Source organism: Paraburkholderia sp. GAS348 (genome assembly GCF_050434205.1).
GTDB lineage: Bacteria > Pseudomonadota > Gammaproteobacteria > Burkholderiales > Burkholderiaceae > Paraburkholderia.
Genome location: NZ_JBNPVT010000005.1, coordinates 78,491 through 96,465, shown reverse-complemented (window position 1 = coordinate 96,465; position 17,975 = coordinate 78,491). Strand labels below are relative to the sequence as shown.

The window sequence follows — 17,975 nt, the reverse complement described above, 5'->3', positions numbered from 1 at the left end:
TAGACCGACGGCGAAACGGCGTCGACGGGGAGGATCAGCAATGCGCCATAAGTATGCAACGCCCTGGATCTGGATTTTTCTGCTACCGCTCGCGCTGGACTATAAGGCGACCGACGCGAACACGGCCCACTTTGCGGAACGCCTGCTGGTCTTGCCGTCGATCGCCGCGGGCCTTGCGCTGCTGCTGATCGCCCCCCGCTTCCACGAACCTTCGCGACTGCGTTCGGTCGTCACGCTCAGCACGCTGCTCTGCGTGTTCGGCAGCATCGTCGCCCAGCTGGCTCAGGGCAATGACACCGGCAACTATCTGCGCACCCTGCTACCTTTCGTGCTGTTCATGGTCGGCTACCTCGTCGCTTGCCGCCCGTGGAGCGAATACCGGCTCGCGCAATTCGAAAAGACGCTGTTCCTCGCCAATGTGATCAGCCTCGTGATCACCTTTATCTGTGGGATGGCCGCCGCCGGCGGTCTCGACGAGGTGCGCCTGCGGCTCGTCTCCGTGACGCTGTTGGGATTGCAAGGCGTGTTGTTGCACGAACTCGTCGTGGCGCGGCGCTTCTCGTTCTCCACCGTCGCGACATTCGCGGCCACCATCGTCGTTGAATTGCTGAGCGAAACCCGCAGTCTGCTGGTCGGCACAGTGCTGCTGTTCCTGCTCGCGATAGCGCTGAGCGCGCCGTCTATCCGCCGCCTACTTGTCCGCAGCGTGGTCGCCGGCGCGGTGCTGGCCGGCATAGGCGGCATCGCGGCCTGGAGCTTTCCGACCGTCGCGCCGCAGTGGACGCAGCGCATCTTCGCGTCCGGGGACGCGGCGTCCGGCAAGGATCCGACCACGATCGCCCGTCAGGCTGAAATGCGCAATCAGTACGACCAGGTGACTTCGTCCGCGGACACGCTGCTGTTCGGCGAAGGCTATGGGCACTACTATCGTTATTCACCCGTCCATCTGCCCGACCTCACGGGTCAGTTCACTGAGGAACAGCTGTACGCGATCCGCGAGTGGACCGCAGGTCACAACTTCTGGGTCTATCAACTGTTCGCCGGCGGCCTCGTGTTCGGCATCGGCATGCCGCTGGCAATGCTGGCTGCGCTGGCGATCTGCTTTTTCTCATACCGCTACTGGCGCGCCGTCGTGCCCGACGCGCCGCTGCTGCCGGTACTCGGCCGCGCGATCATGCTGTTCGCCGCGTTGCCGGCGACCTCGATCGGCGGCAATCCGCTCGGCCCGCGCTTCTCCGGCCTGGTGTTCGGCGTCGCGCTCGGTCTGATGATCGCGACCCACGCACGCCTGCAACGCACGCTGCCGGCACCCGCGAAGTGCCCCGCACGGCCGCCGCAGTGGGGTTCGGCCGCGATGCCCGAGTTGCCGGGCCGCGTTCGTCCCGGCATGGGGAGCGCCGATCTCCCGGCCACGCTCGGCATGTCGCGTCCGGCGGACGCGCCGTCCGAGTCGAAGCCGTTCGGCGCGCTCGTGCCGCGCAACTCGCCGGCGCCACACGCCAATCGACCGACGATCGTCCGATGAAAATCCTCTCGCAGGTCGGGCCAGGCGCGCGGACCGGAAACGGCAACGCGGCGCAAGATAGATTCAACCCGACTGCATCTTCCTGGGGGCCACGATGACCACTCCGATTCGGCTTGCCGCGACATGGATGCTGGTCGCCGTTGCAACCTGCGCCGCACCGGCTTTCGCGCAGAATAGCGCTGCAACCGCCGCGATACCTGGCAATGCTTACGGCGCCGAGGCGCCGGTTCCCTTTGGCCAGACCGAAAAAAATCGCAACCGCGAACAGCAGTTGCTCGGCGCACCACGCGAATACAGTGATGGCGACGGCGGCACGCAACGCAATATCGACCATGCGCAACGCGACGAGCAACGCATGACCGTCACGGGCGGACAGCCCGCATCCGGCAAGGGTCAACGCAAAGCGCCGGCGGGCGCCCACGACCCGCTACGCGGCGCCGCCCAGCCGGGCCGTCCGAATGCGGGCGCCGATCTGCTGCCCGCGGGCGCGGCGAAGAACGCCTACGCCGATCCGTACGGCGCAGGCAAGCGCTCTGTCTACCGCTCGCCGTGGTGAGATCGCAGCGATGAGATGACCGCCTGATCCGCGAGGTCAAGCTCGGATCGCGTCCGAGCAATCACGCCCCTATAGCCGTCGGCGGCAAGCCGACGGACGAGCGCGGAGCCAGGCACGCCACGGTGGCCCGCGACGAAGATGCGTGCCTGCCCGTTCATTGCAGTTACTCGTGGTGCTCCAGCGCGGTGAAGCCAGCCAGCGTGACGAGCGCGTCGCGGCGTGCGATCTGGTAGTCCGAGCGCACCATGTCCTTGACTATCTGCTCGAACGGCGTGGACGGCTGCCAGCCCAGCTTGGCATGCGCTTTCGACGGATCGCCCAGCAGCGTGTCGACCTCGGCCGGCCGGAAGTAGCGCGGATCGACCCGCACGATCACGTCGCCGGGCGACATCCTGATCTCCCGCCCTTCGACCTTTTCGACAATGCCGACTTCATTCTCGCCGGTACCTTCGAAGCGCACGGTGACGCCCAGTTCAGCGGCCGCACGCTGAACGAACTGACGCACGCTGTACTGTACGCCGGTGGCGATTACGTAATCGTCGGGCTGGTCCTGTTGCAGCATGAGCCATTGCATCTCCACGTAATCGCGGGCGTGGCCCCAGTCGCGCAGCGCCGACAGGTTGCCGAGATACAGCGTCTCCTGCATGCCCACCGCGATGCGCGCGATCGCACGCGTGATCTTGCGCGTCACAAAGGTCTCGCCGCGCACCGGCGATTCGTGATTGAACAGAATCCCGTTGCACGCGAAGAATCCGTAGGCCTCGCGATAGTTGACCGTGGTCCAGTAAGCGAACAGCTTGGCGATCGCGTACGGGCTGCGCGGATAAAACGGTGTGGTTTCGCTCTGCGGCGTCTCCCGCACGAGCCCGTACAGTTCCGACGTGGACGCCTGATAAAAGCGCGTTCTCTCCTGCAAGCCGAGAATCCGCATCGCTTCAAGGATGCGCAACGTGCCGAGACCGTCCGTGTTGGCCGTGTATTCCGGCTCCTCGAACGACACCGCAACGTGGCTCTGTGCCGCGAGGTTGTAGATTTCGTCGGGCTCGACGCGCTGGATCACGCGCAGCAGGCTGGTCGAGTCGGTCAGATCGGCGTGGTGCAGAAAGAGCCGTTGGTCCGGCTCGTGCGGATCGCGGTAGAGATGATCGATCCGGTCCGTGTTGAACAGGGACACCCTGCGTTTGATGCCGTGTACGACGTAGTCCTTGGCGAGCAGCAACTCAGCCAGGTACGAACCGTCCTGTCCAGTGATGCCGGTGATTAGCGCAACCTTGCGTGTCATGGAACCTACTCCCAAATTAAGTTTTCCCGAGGCCTATGCCAACCCCAACCCGGATACCCATACCCATTTCAATACCAATCTCAATGCGCGAACCAAAACTGTGGACCGGTTCGGCATCCTGACAAATACATCCGGCTTCAACCCGCAATGCTGTCGTAGCCGTAATAGCCGCCCTGATACCCCGAGCCGAGAAACGCACCTTCCTGCGGCACATCGGTCAGCAGCACGCCCCGCATCGCCACCCCGCCATTGCGCAACCGTTTGGCCGTCTCGATGATCTCGTTGAGCGGATGGCGGCCGTGGCGCACCACCAGCAGCGTGGTGCCCGCGTATCTGCCGATCAGCGTCGAGTCGGTCACCGCCAGCACCGGCGGTGTGTCGACGATAACGAGGTCGTACTGCGGCTTCAGTTCGTCAAGCATCATTTCGAAGCGCTTGCTCATCAGCAATTCGGCCGGATGCGCGGGCAACGTGCCCTTGGCGAGCACGTCGAGACCGGGCAGCACGTCGCGCTGGATCATCGAGTTGAGATCGCCGCCGCTCAGCACGTCGGACAGACCCGGCTGATGGGTGATGCCGAAGTGCGAATGCACGTCGCCGCGGCGCATGTCGCCGTCGATAATCAGCACCCGCTTGTTCGCCGACGCCACCAGCGCCGACAGGTTCACCGACAGAAACGACTTGCCGGCGTCGGGCCGCGAGCCGGTGATCATCACGACGTTGTTCTCTGCGTGATCGAGCGAGAGCTGCAGCGAGGTGTGCAGATTGCGCACGCCTTCCACCGCGATGTCTGCCGGCGCCTGCTGCGCGAGCACATGCAGCCCGCGCCGGCGCAGCGAAACCTGTTGCTGCAGGCGCAACTGGGTCTGGCTGCGCGGCACGACCGCGAACACCGGCAGGCCAAGCATCCCTTCGAGTTCATCCGGACGCTCGACGCCACCGAACATCGCACGCTTGAGGAAGGTCAGCAGGATGCCGAGCGCGAGGCCGCCGCCGAGTGCGATCAGAATCACCAGCATGCGCTTCGGGCGCACGGGTTCGTCGGGTGCTTCGGCGAAATCCACCACGCGCATCGTGCCGACCTGGCCCGCCTTCGCCACGCGCAGCTGCTGCGCGCTGTTGAGCAGGTTCGTGTACTGCTCCGTGGTGACGTGCACGTCGCGCAACAGGCGCAGCGCGGTCTGCTCGTTATCGGGCATTGCCGCGACGCTGCGATTCATGTTGATCTGCGCGCCCTGCAACGCGGCGATTTGCGCGTCGAGCGCGGCCACCGCCGGGTGATTCGCCGTGAAGCGCTGCGACATCTCCGCGCGTTGCTGCTGCAGGTCGAGCAACCTGGTCTTGTTATCGACGACCTGTTGCAGCAGCAGGCGGCTTTCCTCGCCCAGGTCGACCGCGCCGTGCTCGTTACGGAACTTGTTGTAGCGCTGCTCCGCTTCGTCGAGTTCCTTGCGCGCGCCCGGCAGTTCCTGATCGAGGAAGGCCAGCATGTGCTCGCCTGCGGTCGACCGGCTCTCCATGTCCTGACGCATGAACTCGCTCGCCACGTTGTTGACGATCGCCGCGGTCAATGCGCTGTCGCCGCCTTCGAGACTCGCGCGAATCACGCCGGACTGCTGCGTGATTTCCTCCACCACCAGCGCATTCTGCAGATGGTTGACCGTGCTCAGCGTCGACGCGCGCGACAGTTCGAAACGCGAGCCGGGTGCGCCCACCAGCTTGTCGACATGCAGCGCGATCGGGCCGTCGGCGGTATCGGTTTCGACCGTCTCGCCGACCCGGCCCGACAGGATCGCAATGCCGTTGGGGTCACGCAGCACATACGTCCCGCCGCCGCCCGCAATCAGCGTGAAGGTCGTGTCGTACATCTCCTTCGACGTGTCGAAACGCGACATCGCAATGCTCTGGTCTCCCCATGCGAAGCCGGACAGGTTGATGAACGACGGCAGCCTGAAACCCCACTGGCCGTTCACCAACCCCGCGATCATCCGGCCGATGACCGGAAAATAACGCGGCGTCGCAGTGATATCGAGGTGCAGCTTTTTGACCGTGTCCTCCGTGACCAGGCGCGATTTCAGCAACTCGATCTCGGCCGCGGTCGACGGCCTCGTGTCGAACATGCTGGTGAGCTGCGGCAAGGAATCCTTGCCGTTCGCATTGGCATTGGCCGCCTTGTCCTCGACGTGGAACAGCACGTCCGCACGGTACGTCGGCGACGCGAGGAATGCATACGCGCAGCCCAACGCGAGCGCGATCAGCGTCACCGTCAGGACGGTGCGCCAACCGCGCACGATCGTGCGAAGGTAGTCCGACAGATGAAGCTCGTCCGGTCCGGACACGTCGGTGTAGCCGGTGTAGCGGTGTTCGAAATTGATTGCCATGTTGTTCCACCCACCAAAGCCCACCAGTTATGGGTTCACACTGCGCGCGCGGTCATTTCGCCAGGATCGCGCCCGTCACAGCCGCATTGATTGCAGGCAGCAGCAGGTTCAGCACACGGTTGAAGCGAACCAGTCCGCCTTGTCCGACGTACACGATGTCTTTCGGCTGAAGCTCGAACTGATTGGCAAGCACCATCGCAACCGGCGACGTCGCATCGAGGTGATAGATCTGCGGCGATTCGCTCGTCGAATTGCGGATCACGAACAACTGCCTCGCCGCGGCCGTGTTCGAGTCGAAGCTGCCGCTGTCCGAGATCGCTTGCGACAGCGTCAGCGAACCGTTGCGCATCGGCTGCACGGTCGCCGGCTTGTTGACCTCGCCCATCACATATACGCCGCTGTCCTCACGCGCGGCAACCCGTACCAGGTCGCCCGGTTGCAGATAGATCTCCGACGGATTGCGGCCGCGCTTGATCAGATCGTCCACGTTGATCTGATTGACGACGCCATTGCGGACCAGCTCGACGCGGCTGCGGTCCGCCGTCGCGTTAAAGCCGCCGGCCTGGTTGATCGCCATTGTCAGCGACATCGGAATGTCATTCAGCGATTGCGCGCCGGACGTGCGCACTTCGCCGTCCACATAAACCTGCGCATTGCGGAACGAAGCGACCCGCACCGTCACTTCGGGCTTCTGATACACCTTGCTCAGACGGCTGTACAAGTCCTTCTGGATCGCCGCGGTGTCCTTACCCGCCACATGCATGTTGCCCGCGTACGGGAACTGCACGTTGCCGTTTTCGTCGATCAGGAAGCCCGCCGTCGCATCCGAACTGCGCGAGTTCTGCGTCGGCTGTCCCAGCGCGGCGGCGAGTTCCGGGTGATCCCATACGACGATCTGCAGCACGTCGCCGGGGCCGACCCTGTATACGGGCGGCTTGCCGAACAGCGCGAGCGTCGCCGGCTGCAGCGTCGCCGACATCTGATCCGCATTCATCTTGCGCAGCAGCGCGAGGTTGATATCGGTAATCGGTACCGTCTTCTGCTGCGAGGCTTCCGTGCTGAAGTCGCCGCCGGTGTCCTGAATCGCCGCTGGCGTGATCATCCGCTGGCCGGGCACGCTGCCGCATCCGGAAAGCAGTGCCGCAGTAGCGAAAACCAGGAGACTTCCCGTGCGTAGTCCAAGTGAGCTCATGATGTTTCCTCCGTACGCCACAGCGACTGTTCTCAGGAGAGGCAGCGCCCAGCGTGTTTGTTAGCTACGTCTTAGTAAGCGTTTCGATGCACCAGTCCGGCCACTATCGTCGCGCCGATGATCCGCATATCGAGTGCGAACGACCAATGCCCCAGGTAGTACAGGTCATGTTCGACGCGGCGCTCCATTTTCTCGATGCGGTCGGTCTCGCCACGAAAGCCGTTTATCTGCGCCCAGCCTGTAATGCCCGGCTTGATCCGATAGCGATTGATGTAGCCCGCGACCACTTTCTGATAGAGGTCGTCGTGCTCGAGTGCGTGGGGACGCGGTCCGACGACCGACATGTCGCCACGCAACACGTTGAAAAATTGCGGCAGTTCGTCGAGGCTCGTGCGGCGCAGGAACGCGCCCACTTTCGTCACACGCCTGTCGTGGCGCGTGGCCTGACTGAGCGTGCCCTTGGCCTCGGTATGCAGACGCATTGAGCGGAACTTGTAGATCGTGAAGACGCGGCCGTCCGCGCCCTTGCGCTTCTGCTTGAACAGCACCGGCCCGCGCGACGAGAGCTTCACCGCGATCGCGATGCCCAGCAGGAGCGGCGCGAGACTGAACAGCGCGGTGGCCGCGAACAGACGGTCGAAGATTTCCTTCTTCAGCATCGAACTCGCGGACAGCGGCGAGGCGACCAGATTGATCGCCGGCACGCCAAGCAGGTCGACCATGCCGCTGCCTTCGAACAGCGCATGGCTGCGCACGTCCGGCACGAAGCGGATGTTCACCAGATCGTCGCGGAACTCGCTGATCAGCGAGCAGATCAGCGGCTCTTCGCTCAGCGAAAGCATCAGCCAGAGTTCATGCACGTCGTTCTTGCGGATGTAGTCGGCGAGCGCGTCGACGGTGCCGAACACCGGCACGCGCGAGTTCGCCGCAGCCGACACGCCCGACACTTCCGAGAGCGTGTTGTAGACGGCCGTCGCGCGAAACCCGGCGGTCGGCGCGGATTCGATGCGGCGAATGATGGCATCGCATTGCGAACCGCTGCCGACGATCGCGACCTGATGCAGATTCATGCCAACGCGGCGAGCGTGCGCCAGCACCGCGTGCGTGATCAGCCGGTATGAGATCATCAGACCGCCCGTGACGGCGGTCCAGTACGAGAACCACAGCCGCGACACGGCGTCGCTGCGATGCAGCGAATACATCAGGCCGAGCGCGCAGACCTGCACGATCAGCCATGCGAGCGAAACCTGGCCGGCCAGCGCCAGCTTGGAACGGCCGCGCCACGATTCGTAGACGCCGAACGCCGGAAAAATGGCGAGCGCGAATGCTGCGGAAAACATCACCAGCGCCCAATGGAACCCGGATTGAGCGAGGTAATCGAAGCGGATCTGCGACGCCACCGTCGCTCCCGCCAACACCAACGCGACATCGAAAACTCGCGCGAGCAAATCCTGAAACTTGCGCATCTCGCTTACCTCGTTCTTGCCGTTCTTGTTCGCAAATGAGTCCCGGCGGGCTGCTCAGGAGCAGCGGCCGTAGTTGTCGTTGAACCTCACAATGTCGTCTTCGCCCAGATAGGAGCCTGACTGGACTTCAATGATTTCGAGCGGCAATTTCCCCGGGTTTTCGAGCCGGTGGCGAATGCCGAGCGGAATGTAGGTCGATTCGTTTTCGCTCAACAGGAACTGTTCTTCGCCGCGCGTGACGAGCGCGGTGCCGCGCACCACCACCCAGTGTTCGGCCCGGTGGTGATGCAGTTGCAGCGACAACTGCGCGCCCGGCGTAACGACGATGCGCTTGACCTGGAAGCGCTCGCCGCGGTCGACCGAATCGTAGAAGCCCCACGGGCGGCGCACCTTGCGATGCGCGTCGGCCTCAGGCGCGTGCTGCGCCTTGATGCGCGACACCAGCCCCTTCACGTCCTGCACGTGCGAGCGATCGACCACCAGCACGGCGTCGGCGGTTTCGACCACCACCACATTGGTCGTCCCGACACATGCGACGAGCCGTCCTTCCGAATGCGCGTAACTCGACACCGCGCCTTCGAACGTGAACCGTCCGCGCCCCGCGTTGCCGTTGGCGTCCTTCTCCATCGAGGCCCAGACCGCGTCCCATGAACCGAGGTCGGACCAGCCAGCGTCCAGCCTGACGACCACGCCGGCGGGATTCGCCACTGCTGCGCGGCTGTGCGCGCCGTTCACGCCGTCGGCGCCGGTGATCGTGCCGGTCTCGGCGCTGTCGGTCAGACGCTCCATCACCGCATAGTCGATCGAATCCGCTGGGCCGCCGATAAACGCGTCCGCCAGCGGACGGAAAACCGCGCCGTCGGTCCGGCCGCCGCTAAAAGCGCGCTCGCAAGCCGAGTGCATGTCGGGCTGCAGGTGCTTCAGCGTCTGGAGCCACACGCTCGCACGAACGATGAAGATGCCGCTATTCCACCAATAGGTACCGGCCGCGACGTACTGCGCGGCGATTTCTTCCGCGGGCTTTTCGACGAAGCCGTCGATTGCATGGCCGCCGTCGCCCAGCTCGGCGCCAATACGGATATAGCCGAAGCCCGTGTCCGGACGCGTGGGCGGCACGCCCAGCGTTGCGATCGCACCGCGCTCCGCGTGGCGCGCGGCGCATGCGAGCGCGCCCTGCAATGCCGGCACATCCGCAATCGAATGGTCGGCCGGCATCACCACGAGAATCGCATCGCCGCCGTCCGCGCAGGCGAGCGACGCCGCCAGCGTCAAAGCAGGCGCCGTATCGCGGCGTGCCGGTTCCACCACGAGACGAGCGTCGACGCCGTTTTCGTGAAGCTGTTCGGCAATCACGAAGCGATGTTCTTCACCGCACACGATGATCGGCGACACGTCCACGTTCCAGCCTGCGGGAAAGCCTTCCATGCGCCGCGCGGTGGCCTGTAGCAGCGAGTCGGCGCCGACCACATCGATCAGTTGCTTGGGGAAGTTTTCGCGTGACACGGGCCACAGCCGCGTGCCCGAGCCGCCCGCAAGAATGACCGGGACGATGCGCGCGCAAGGCGCGCTGGCCGCTCCGGCCGCCGAGTCGTCGGGTCCGGGCGACGCGGCGCTTCCAGCTCCCTGAGTTGACATTTTCGGATTCCTTATAATGCCAAAAGATACAGCGGTTTACTTGCCCGACACCGCGTTGCTCGCACGGCCGTCAGGCTGACTCCGTGCGCGCTATTCGCCGACCAGGCGGCGGCTTTGAATTCTGAATTCGGTGGGAGAAATTCTCATCCGTTTGCGGAACACCTTCGCGAGGCGGTCGCCGTTGCCCATGCCGGTGCGCCGGGCAATCTTGTCGACCGGCAATTCCGATTCGGTCAACAGGCTGCACGTCACCGCGAGGCGTTCGTGCAGCAGAAAGCTCGAAGGCGTGATGCCCATTTCCATCTTGAAGCGGCGTAGAAAGTTGCGCTCGCTCATCGCGGCGAACTGCGCAGCGTCGGCGATCGAAATCGCCTGTTGACAATTCTCCTGCAGCCACCGAGCCGCCGCGCGCACTTTATCGCCAGGGCTCAGACCACCGTCTTCGCTCAAGAGCGGCGCGAGGTTCGAGAACGAATCGGCGAGCAGCCGTTCGGCCACCGTGCGCGCGGTCGCGCCGCCGAGGTCGCGCTTGATCATCGCCAGCGCGCTTCGCATCGATTCGAGACGGTCGCCCGCATCGGCGGCCGATTCAGACGGCAGCGCGCCATTCGTCTGCTGACTGAGATCGCCGCCTTCCTTGCTGTCGTGTGCGTAAGCCGCCTTGAGCAGCGCACGCCCCTCCCCGATCGGCCGGATCATGCCGGTGTTGTGCCGGACACAGCGCAGCCATGCGATCAGCCGCTCGTCGCGAGCGGCCGAGAGCGCGCCCTTGCCGCCTGCCAGGTACAACGCATCGAAACCGCCGTAATGGCGCGCGTCGAGTCCGTCCGTCCATACCCGCAGTGCGGACGACGAGGTCACCATGCCGCCATCGGCCGAGAGAAAGGAAACGTCGTACAACCGGGCGCCCGAGCCGGACGTAGCCAGTTCATTCGCTGCCTGGAAGACCTCGGCAACAACGCCTGCGTCTTGTAGCGAGCAGTCGTTGAACATCAGTATCGCGATGCGACGCACACCCTTGTTCGGAGCATGCACCCAGCGCAGCATTGCGGACTCGATACTCGCACAGGTCATAGTCATCCTCTCAACAGAAAACGGAGCAACTCGTCACTTTTTACTGCCACAAAACCGCCGGCTCTGTGCGGTGCGTCATAGTCACGGGCATTTAGCATTTAGCATTTAGCATTTAGCCGCCATGGCCGAAAGCGCAGACATATTGGCGTATCAGTGAGGTGGCCGGGCAGCGCAATTCGGAATCCAGGAACTGGGCTGCTTCGCAATTAATCAGACAACGATTCCCCGCTGAATGAATGGGCGTTTTACCAATCTTAATGTAAACAAAACGGTGAATGCGTACGGCAGCGCACACTACGCGACCACTCGAAAATAGCGCACTTGCAATTTGACTCGACTACTTCCACGCATTTATTCAGTGTTTTTTTGCTTCCATGGCGCCACAGCGAGCACAAATGCTTTCGTCGCGGCAGCACTTAGCGAGCGTCGGCGCGGCCGGATTTCTTCTGAAGATTTATATGGCCGACCAATAAAGAACAGGCCTTCAATATAATTGCCTTGAAAGCCGGCAATATTATTTTAATCATCCATAGCCGCCAAACTTAATATAAAGATGGCGATTAATGTTGCAGATGTGAAACACGGAAATAAGACAGCTTCAGACCGGCCGGCAATCGACGGGCCAAGGGCCGAAAGTGTCAGGTAAGGATCAGTTCGTCTCCGCCATTGAATGGCGGGAACACACTAAGTTTTCCTGATAACTCTGTTTGAATTTCGCTAACCTGGCGCCTTCTTGATGCTTCTTGATGCCGGGGTAGCGGATGAAGTGTGTGGTAGCGGGCAAACGATCTACAACTGGGCGCACGCATGGCGGGACAGCGGGGTGTGCGGCCCGATCGGCGGCCATAACGGTGGTCGTCCACGGGCGTTGTCTGAAGCGATGGTCGCCACGGCACTCCACGTGGCAAGAGCCGAGTCGTTGACGCTTGCCCGGATTGCGCAACGCGTGCGGGCGGCCGCGATGACGCGCAACGCAAGCGAGCGCGAACGGTTGCTGGAGCAGGCGCGCCGCATCGGAGCGTGAATGGGCGCCGGCTGCCGGGACGCGTCAGTAGCCCCAGACCTGCATCTCGTCGAGCGAGTAGCCCCACGGCGTCGCGCGCTGCGTGCCGACCATCCGTACGTAGCGGCCGCTGCCCTTCAGGCCCGGGATCGACACATGGCCGTAGCCCACGCCACTCGAGGTCGAGTAGATCGTGGTCCAGTTCACGTTGTCGTTCGAGGTCTGGATCGAGTACACCTTCGCGCCGGCATCCCAGTACAGATCGACGCTGGTGATGTTCTTGACCGCACCGAGGTCCACCACGAGCCATTGCGTGCCGGCGCTGCTTCCTTCGATCGAGTCCCAGCGCGTGCTCACGGTGTTGCCGTCGAACGCCTTGTCGGGCGTGAGACTCGTGTTATAGCTGGACGAAGCAGTGGCCGTCTTGCCTTGAGACAGCAGGCCCGCTGCCGGTGTGCTCGCGCCCGCGTAGTAGTTGGAACCGAGCTTCGCCTTGGTGCTGTCGGCATTGACGCCGAACTGCGTCAGGCTCCAGCGTTTGCCGGTGTTCGCGTCGCCTACGTAAAGCTGGTAGCCGCCCGCCGTGGTCGACGAGAAAAACACATAGCTGGTATTGCTGACCGGCGACGGATCGGAGTTATTGCTCTTGCAGTCGTTGATCGGCAGCTGATTGGGCGTGTCGCCCGGGTTCAGCTTCGAGTAGATCTGGTCGGCCTGGCTCGTCGCGTCCTTCCAGCGCGCATAGAAGACGGTGCCGTCGGCGCGGACGATTGGATAGTAGGTCGACAGGCCCGCTGGGGTATCGAACGCGACCTTCGTGTGGGTCGCAAGGATTTCCTTATACAGGCCGAGGCCCGCGCCGGTTCCGGTGGCGTAATAAATCGCGCTGCTGTCGGGCGTCGGAAACGGCATCGAGTTTTCGATCGAGGGCGCCGAGTTCGTCACGTCCGTCACCGACGTCAACGTCGGGCCGGCGCTGGTGAACGACAGCGTCGCCTGCATCACGTCGCCGTTCTGCTTGAAGAACAGCAAACTTCCGTCACTGCTGAATTTCGGATCTTCGTTGCGGGTCTGGCCGGTGCTGTTGGTCAGATTAATCGGCGCGTTGGTCGAGCCGACCTGCCACATGAAGACGTTCCATGCGTTGTTGGTCACGCCCATGAAGGCGAGCCATTTTCCGTCCGGGCTGAACACCGCGTTCATCGGGTCCTTGATTCCCCACGTGCTCTTCGAGACTTGCGTGAGCGTGGGAGCCGAGAAGTCGTAGATGAAAATCTGACTGGTACCGTCGCCGTAACTTACGTAGCTGTGGTACGCCAGCTTGCCGGTCAAACTGCTGGGAAACGATGCGTCCGTCTGGGCGGACGGGCTGTTGACGCAGGCAGCGTTACTTTGACCGGCGCAGGCCGCGAACACGAGGCCGGCAAGCCCGATTGTTTTGAAGAAACTGAAACGCAACACGTGGCACTCCTTCGTTAAAAACGATGGGAATTAAAAACAAGACCCGCTACGAGACACGGCCGCCCGGATCAGTTCGAGGGAGCACGATGCGTCACCCATCGAATGAATTACGGCCGCTGAATGTGAATCTTGAGAAGCAGGAAAGGAGTTCTGACTGTCCGCGGTTCGCGCTGTGATCTGGACAGCGCACGAGCGCGATGTTGCGGAACGACAAAGCGGGTCGCAGGTCTGGACGTGGGGTATGGAACTACTTCATACAACCAGGCGCAGAGGATAGCTGCGGACGCGCAAAAAGAAAACCTGCGGGAACAAAAAATGCTGCGTATGCGCGAAAAATGTCTGTTTCTTGGGCCGAAGTGATTCTGAACCGACGCCCGAGGGTCGATCCCCAGTAATCCGAATCAAAGGGAGCGACCCCACTTGGATGGCCTTTCGTCCACGGTATCGATCGGTGTGGCGCCGTCGCGTGCGTCTGCTAGATTGAAGTGGACAAAAATAGTCGAGCCGAAAGGGACCGCAATCATGTCAAGCCGAAACCCCGACAGCGATACACCTGCGTCCAGCACCGATACCCGCTCAGCAGGCGTGACAAGGTGGGGCCGCATTGCGGATCGATTGAGCTTTGGTCTGCGGAGACGCGCTGCGCCGCACGTGCTGGGGGACGGCTGGCCGCCGGACCTGGATGCGCGGGAAGAAGAAGCAGATCGCGAGATGACGCCATGGATAGCGCCCGCGGTCGCTGCGGCCGCGTTTCTTCTGGTCTTCGGCGGCTATGTGGCAATTGCCGGAATGGGCCGGCCGGGCGCCGCGCTGAAACGCGTTGACGCGCTCGTCACGTCGGGCGTCGTGAGCGGCATGGACTGGTTCCCGGGTGACCGGTTGCAGGGGACATCCTACTCGCAGACCTCGCGCTATTTCGGAGCGCCGCCGGCGGCCAACACGGATGCCGGCGAGGCTCGCAAGACGAACCTGGCTTCGGTCACCGCCAGCCGTTCGTTGCGCCAGGGCTCCGGCACGTCGCGAGCCGGTTCGCAGGGCCACTCGGCCACGCTTCTGTCGGAACGCGGGGCCGCGTTGCGCAACGTCGATTGCCAGAAGAACACGCGGCCAGGCTGTGAGCCCCCTCATACGCTGAGCGCGTCGCCGTTCGGCATGCAGCACGTTGCTCAGGGAAGACGCGCGGTAAATCGCTACGCGGGAAAACTCTACCGGCCGCATGGAAGGCATGAAGCGAAGACCAGCACCCAGATGGCTTCGCTGCCGTTCGACCACCACTAAGCTGAACTGCCACTCTAGAGGCGCCTGTTTTGCTTGCAGGGCGGTTCGCGAAATATTGCCGAACTGGGCGGGGTCTCGTTGTTTGACGCTCCGCCCGATACCGCCGCCCTCACTCCACCGTCACCGATTTCGCAAGATTGCGTGGCTTGTCGACATCGGTGCCGCGCAGACACGCCACATGGTACGCCAGCAGCTGGAACGCCACGACATGCAGCAGCGGCGACAGTACACCGTAGTAATCAGGCATCCATATCAACCGCACACCAGGCGCACTCGCCAGATGCGTGTTCGCGTCGGCGATTACATATAGCTGCCCGCCGCGCGCTCGCACCTCCTGCATGTTCGACTTGAGCTTCTCTAGCAGAATGTCGTTCGGCGCAGTCACGATGACAGGCATCGCATCGGTCACCAAGGCGAGCGGCCCGTGCTTGAGTTCGCCGGCGGGATAACCCTCCGCGTGGATGTACGAGATCTCCTTCATCTTTAGCGCCCCCTCCAGCGCGATCGGGTAATGCAGCCCGCGCCCGATAAACAGCGCGTGGTCCTTCCGGTGCAGTTCCTGCGCCCATGCCATGATCTGCGGCTCACGCGCCAGCGCGCCGCGCAATGCGTCCGGCAACCCGACGAGTTGACGCAGCAAGGCGGCTGTCTGCGCGGCGTTTAGGCGGCCGCGTTGACGGCCGATCGTCAATGCGAGCAGGAACAGCGCAACCAGTTGAGTGGTAAACGCCTTGGTCGACGCCACGCCGATCTCCGGCCCCGCCTGCGTGACGAACGCCCACCTGCTCTGCCGGACCATCGCGCTCGCCGCGACATTGCAGATCGTCAAGGTCCGCTCCTCGCCAAGCGATTGCGCGTAGCGCAGCGCGGCCAGCGTGTCGGCAGTCTCGCCCGATTGAGAGATCGGCACCACGAGCGTGCCGCGCTGCCGCACATAGTCGCGATAGCGGTATTCGCTCGAGAGTTCCGCATGCGCCGCAATGCCGGCAATGCTCTCGAACCACGCCCGCGCGGTCAGCGCCGAGAAATAGCTGGTTCCGCAGCCGAGCATCAGCACGCTATCGATGCCGGCAAACGCGACGGGATCGGTGGTGCCGAACAGCGTTGCATCGAGCGAGTGGAGGTGGGGCACGGTGCGGGCAACGGCAAGCGGCTGCTCGAAAATTTCCTTTTGCATGTAGTGGCGATAGGCACCCAGATCGGCATTGGCCGGCTGCTCCGCAACCGTGCGCACATCGCGCACGACCGGGCCGCCGTCGCGCTCGACGATGCGCACGTCGCCGCGCAGCAGATCCGCGATATCGCCATCCTCGAGGTAGATGAAGCGGCTCGCGAACTCATAGCCCTGGGCGATCAACGCTTCACGCAGCGCTTCATGATTTTCGATGATGCCGTTGTGTACGACGGCGATCTGGTCTCCCGAAAAGATCGGATGTGCATTCGCGATCGCCGGCATGCCGTGGGTCGCCCAGCGCGTGTGGGCGATGCCAGTCGAACCACTAAGGTCGGCCGCGCGCACCTCCGTTTCGAGTGCCTGCACGCGGGCGAGCGTGCGGATGCGGCGCGGTGCGCCGTGTTGTTGAAGTACCGCGACGCCGCATGAGTCATACCCGCGGTATTCGAGCCGTTTCAAGCCTTCGAGCAGCGCCCGCACGATGCTGCTGCGTTGGGCAACGCCTGCCACGATTCCACACATGTTCGCCTCCGTTGTCGTCGAACTGGTCAGTCCTTGCGTCACTGTGCGGCTTGCGTCGCGCAGCGGTCGGCAGGTCCTGGCGCCACCTCGCGCTTCGCGTTGAAGTCCGCTTCGCGCAGCCCCGCCGGGGACAGCGTGATGAAATGCATTGAGTCCGCACCGCTCTGGATGCCGATGGCGCCCGTATTGCCCCACGCAAACGGCGCACGTTGCAGCCCGCGCAACATGATCTTGTCGGGCTCGAGCGCCAGCGCCATCAGACGGCCGTCGCGGGTGGGCACATACGCCGTGCTGGCCGCGACGCCGATACCCGACTCGCGTACGGACGCGGGCAGACAACTGAGTTCGGCCGTGCGACGGCCGGCGTCGTCGATCAGAAAAACCGCGCTTCGGCCGTCCTCGAGCGTGGCTTCCACGACGAATCGTTCGATCGCCGGAACGTAGGCGGCTGCGTACACGTAGTACTGGACGCGATACGCGTCGATGCTGTCGGCGGGCCGGATCAGCTTGCCGGTGGACGGATCGAACAGCGCATATTCGAGCAACGCGCTCGTGCTGCCGGGGATGTACTTCTGCCAGACGAGCAACGCCTGATGCGGCGAGCCGGCGACCATCGGCCACCACTCGCGCACGTGGGCGGCGAGATCGACATGCGACAGCATGCGGCCACGTGCGTCATAGACTTGCACGTACACGCCGCCGCCTGTGCCGAGATTATCGACGCCGCCGCCGTCGACCCAGTCCGCCGAATAGAACACGACGAAGCGCTCACCGACTGCGGCGACATGACCGGAGTGGCCGCCCGATTCGACGTCGTTCGGATACGCTTTGATCGCCGCGAGGTTCTGCCGGTACACGCCGTAGCGCTGGCTGACGTTGTTCGGCGTGTTCCAGCCGTCTTCGAACGTGACGAAGATGTCACCAGCGGCGTTCTGCGCAACCGACACAGGTTCCTGCGCCTCGGGCCGTTTGATGAAGATGCGCACATGCGAGAGGTGCGCGTCGCCCGGCGACCATTCGCCGACATAGACGTCATGCGGCCAGCTGCCGTCACGGTTGGCGCCGCGCGGCGGCAGGCCGGAACTGCTGAAAAAAACCCATGTCTTGCCGTTGCCCGCGCTTGCTTCGGCGATGCCGTGCATGAAGCGGCGCTCATCGCCCACGCCTGGCGCCGGCACCGCGACGACCGCGCCGACGGGCGTGCGCAGCGTGGCCGAGGCCGTGCTCGCCGCGTGGCTGCTGGTGGCGAGCGCGATGCCCGACGCGGCGGCGCACAGAGCGGCAGCGCGCGTGGCGAACCGCAGCGCAGCGCGCCACGCGCGCGCTGCGCCACGCGGCCGATCAGATAGACGGGCGCGCGGTTGTGCCGGCGCGCCAGCAACGGCAGCTGGATCCCGGTTGATTCTGCGCATTGTCGTCGTTCTCC

At 63.6% G+C, this 17,975-nt stretch carries 13 protein-coding genes and 1 pseudogene; 4 read left to right on the top strand and 10 right to left on the bottom strand.

Annotated features, from left to right (window positions below; translation table 11 throughout):
* The first annotated feature begins 40 nt into the window (after positions 1–40).
* Entirely contained in the window at positions 41–1,525 is a 1,485-nt protein-coding gene (locus P3T22_RS10880) for an O-antigen ligase family protein (protein WP_429324946.1), read from the top strand.
* 94 nt (positions 1,526–1,619) lie between these two features.
* The gene (locus tag P3T22_RS10875; RefSeq protein WP_429324945.1) at positions 1,620–2,081 is read left to right on the top strand and encodes a hypothetical protein; all 462 of its coding nucleotides are present in this window, start codon (positions 1,620–1,622) and stop codon (positions 2,079–2,081) included.
* A gap of 11 nt (positions 2,082–2,092) precedes the next feature.
* Here the strand turns inward: P3T22_RS10875 and P3T22_RS10870 are convergent.
* The 7 genes and pseudogenes from P3T22_RS10870 to P3T22_RS10840 all read right to left on the bottom strand — a co-directional run.
* Positions 2,093–2,239, bottom strand: a pseudogene (locus P3T22_RS10870) (NAD-dependent epimerase/dehydratase family protein); the annotation flags it as partial.
* Positions 2,240–2,244: 5 nt separating this feature from the next.
* The gene (gene gmd / locus P3T22_RS10865) at positions 2,245–3,363 is read right to left on the bottom strand and encodes a GDP-mannose 4,6-dehydratase (RefSeq protein WP_063494917.1); all 1,119 of its coding nucleotides are present in this window, start codon (positions 3,361–3,363) and stop codon (positions 2,245–2,247) included.
* Between the two features lie 137 nt (positions 3,364–3,500).
* Positions 3,501–5,744: a polysaccharide biosynthesis tyrosine autokinase gene (locus P3T22_RS10860; protein WP_429324944.1), complete on the bottom strand. Its 2,244-nt coding sequence runs from the start codon at positions 5,742–5,744 to the stop codon at positions 3,501–3,503.
* 52 nt (positions 5,745–5,796) lie between these two features.
* On the bottom strand, positions 5,797–6,936 hold the full coding sequence (locus tag P3T22_RS10855) for a polysaccharide biosynthesis/export family protein (protein WP_082854918.1): 1,140 nt from the start codon (positions 6,934–6,936) through the stop codon (positions 5,797–5,799).
* 71 nt (positions 6,937–7,007) lie between these two features.
* Positions 7,008–8,402, bottom strand: coding sequence for an undecaprenyl-phosphate glucose phosphotransferase (locus P3T22_RS10850; RefSeq protein ID WP_063497812.1), 1,395 nt, complete (start codon positions 8,400–8,402; stop codon positions 7,008–7,010).
* A 54-nt stretch (positions 8,403–8,456) separates the two neighbouring features.
* Positions 8,457–10,037 (bottom strand): sugar phosphate nucleotidyltransferase, encoded by a 1,581-nt coding sequence (locus tag P3T22_RS10845; RefSeq protein WP_429324943.1) that lies wholly within the window; start codon positions 10,035–10,037, stop codon positions 8,457–8,459.
* Positions 10,038–10,127: 90 nt separating this feature from the next.
* Positions 10,128–11,111, bottom strand: coding sequence for a GlxA family transcriptional regulator (locus P3T22_RS10840; protein WP_429324942.1), 984 nt, complete (start codon positions 11,109–11,111; stop codon positions 10,128–10,130).
* A gap of 736 nt (positions 11,112–11,847) precedes the next feature.
* On the opposite strand from P3T22_RS10840, the gene P3T22_RS10835 reads away from it, so the two are divergent.
* Positions 11,848–12,135, top strand: coding sequence for a hypothetical protein (locus P3T22_RS10835; protein ID WP_429324941.1), 288 nt, complete (start codon positions 11,848–11,850; stop codon positions 12,133–12,135).
* A 24-nt stretch (positions 12,136–12,159) separates the two neighbouring features.
* Here P3T22_RS10835 and P3T22_RS10830 read toward each other — a convergent pair whose 3' ends face one another.
* The gene (locus tag P3T22_RS10830; RefSeq protein ID WP_429325098.1) at positions 12,160–13,548 is read right to left on the bottom strand and encodes a discoidin domain-containing protein; all 1,389 of its coding nucleotides are present in this window, start codon (positions 13,546–13,548) and stop codon (positions 12,160–12,162) included.
* 549 nt (positions 13,549–14,097) lie between these two features.
* On the opposite strand from P3T22_RS10830, the gene P3T22_RS10825 reads away from it, so the two are divergent.
* Positions 14,098–14,853, top strand: a complete 756-nt coding sequence (locus P3T22_RS10825) for a hypothetical protein (protein ID WP_429324940.1) — start codon at positions 14,098–14,100, stop codon at positions 14,851–14,853.
* 109 nt (positions 14,854–14,962) lie between these two features.
* On the opposite strand, the gene glmS is transcribed toward P3T22_RS10825, so the two are convergent.
* Both glmS and P3T22_RS10815 read right to left on the bottom strand, forming a co-directional pair.
* Positions 14,963–16,549: a glutamine--fructose-6-phosphate transaminase (isomerizing) gene (gene glmS / locus P3T22_RS10820; protein ID WP_429324939.1), complete on the bottom strand. Its 1,587-nt coding sequence runs from the start codon at positions 16,547–16,549 to the stop codon at positions 14,963–14,965.
* Positions 16,550–16,587: 38 nt separating this feature from the next.
* A complete protein-coding gene (locus P3T22_RS10815) occupies positions 16,588–17,961 on the bottom strand; it encodes a hypothetical protein (protein ID WP_429324938.1) in 1,374 nt (457 codons plus the stop codon).
* Between the last annotated feature and the right edge of the window lie 14 nt (positions 17,962–17,975).

Excerpts from the sequence above, each read along its gene's own strand:
- P3T22_RS10835 (WP_429324941.1), top strand. The coding sequence starts at position 11,848 with ATGCTTCTTGATGCCGGGGTAGCGGATGAAGTGTGTGGTAGCGGGCAA.
- P3T22_RS10815 (WP_429324938.1), bottom strand. The coding sequence starts at position 17,961 with ATGCGCAGAATCAACCGGGATCCAGCTGCCGTTGCTGGCGCGCCGGCA.
- P3T22_RS10840 (WP_429324942.1), bottom strand. The coding sequence starts at position 11,111 with ATGACCTGTGCGAGTATCGAGTCCGCAATGCTGCGCTGGGTGCATGCT.
- P3T22_RS10850 (WP_063497812.1), bottom strand. The coding sequence starts at position 8,402 with ATGCGCAAGTTTCAGGATTTGCTCGCGCGAGTTTTCGATGTCGCGTTG.
- P3T22_RS10860 (WP_429324944.1), bottom strand. The coding sequence starts at position 5,744 with ATGGCAATCAATTTCGAACACCGCTACACCGGCTACACCGACGTGTCC.
- P3T22_RS10875 (WP_429324945.1), top strand. The coding sequence starts at position 1,620 with ATGACCACTCCGATTCGGCTTGCCGCGACATGGATGCTGGTCGCCGTT.
- gmd (WP_063494917.1), bottom strand. The coding sequence starts at position 3,363 with ATGACACGCAAGGTTGCGCTAATCACCGGCATCACTGGACAGGACGGT.
- P3T22_RS10855 (WP_082854918.1), bottom strand. The coding sequence starts at position 6,936 with ATGAGCTCACTTGGACTACGCACGGGAAGTCTCCTGGTTTTCGCTACT.
- P3T22_RS10825 (WP_429324940.1), top strand. The coding sequence starts at position 14,098 with ATGTCAAGCCGAAACCCCGACAGCGATACACCTGCGTCCAGCACCGAT.
- P3T22_RS10845 (WP_429324943.1), bottom strand. The coding sequence starts at position 10,037 with ATGTCAACTCAGGGAGCTGGAAGCGCCGCGTCGCCCGGACCCGACGAC.
- glmS (WP_429324939.1), bottom strand. The coding sequence starts at position 16,549 with ATGTGTGGAATCGTGGCAGGCGTTGCCCAACGCAGCAGCATCGTGCGG.
- P3T22_RS10880 (WP_429324946.1), top strand. The coding sequence starts at position 41 with ATGCGCCATAAGTATGCAACGCCCTGGATCTGGATTTTTCTGCTACCG.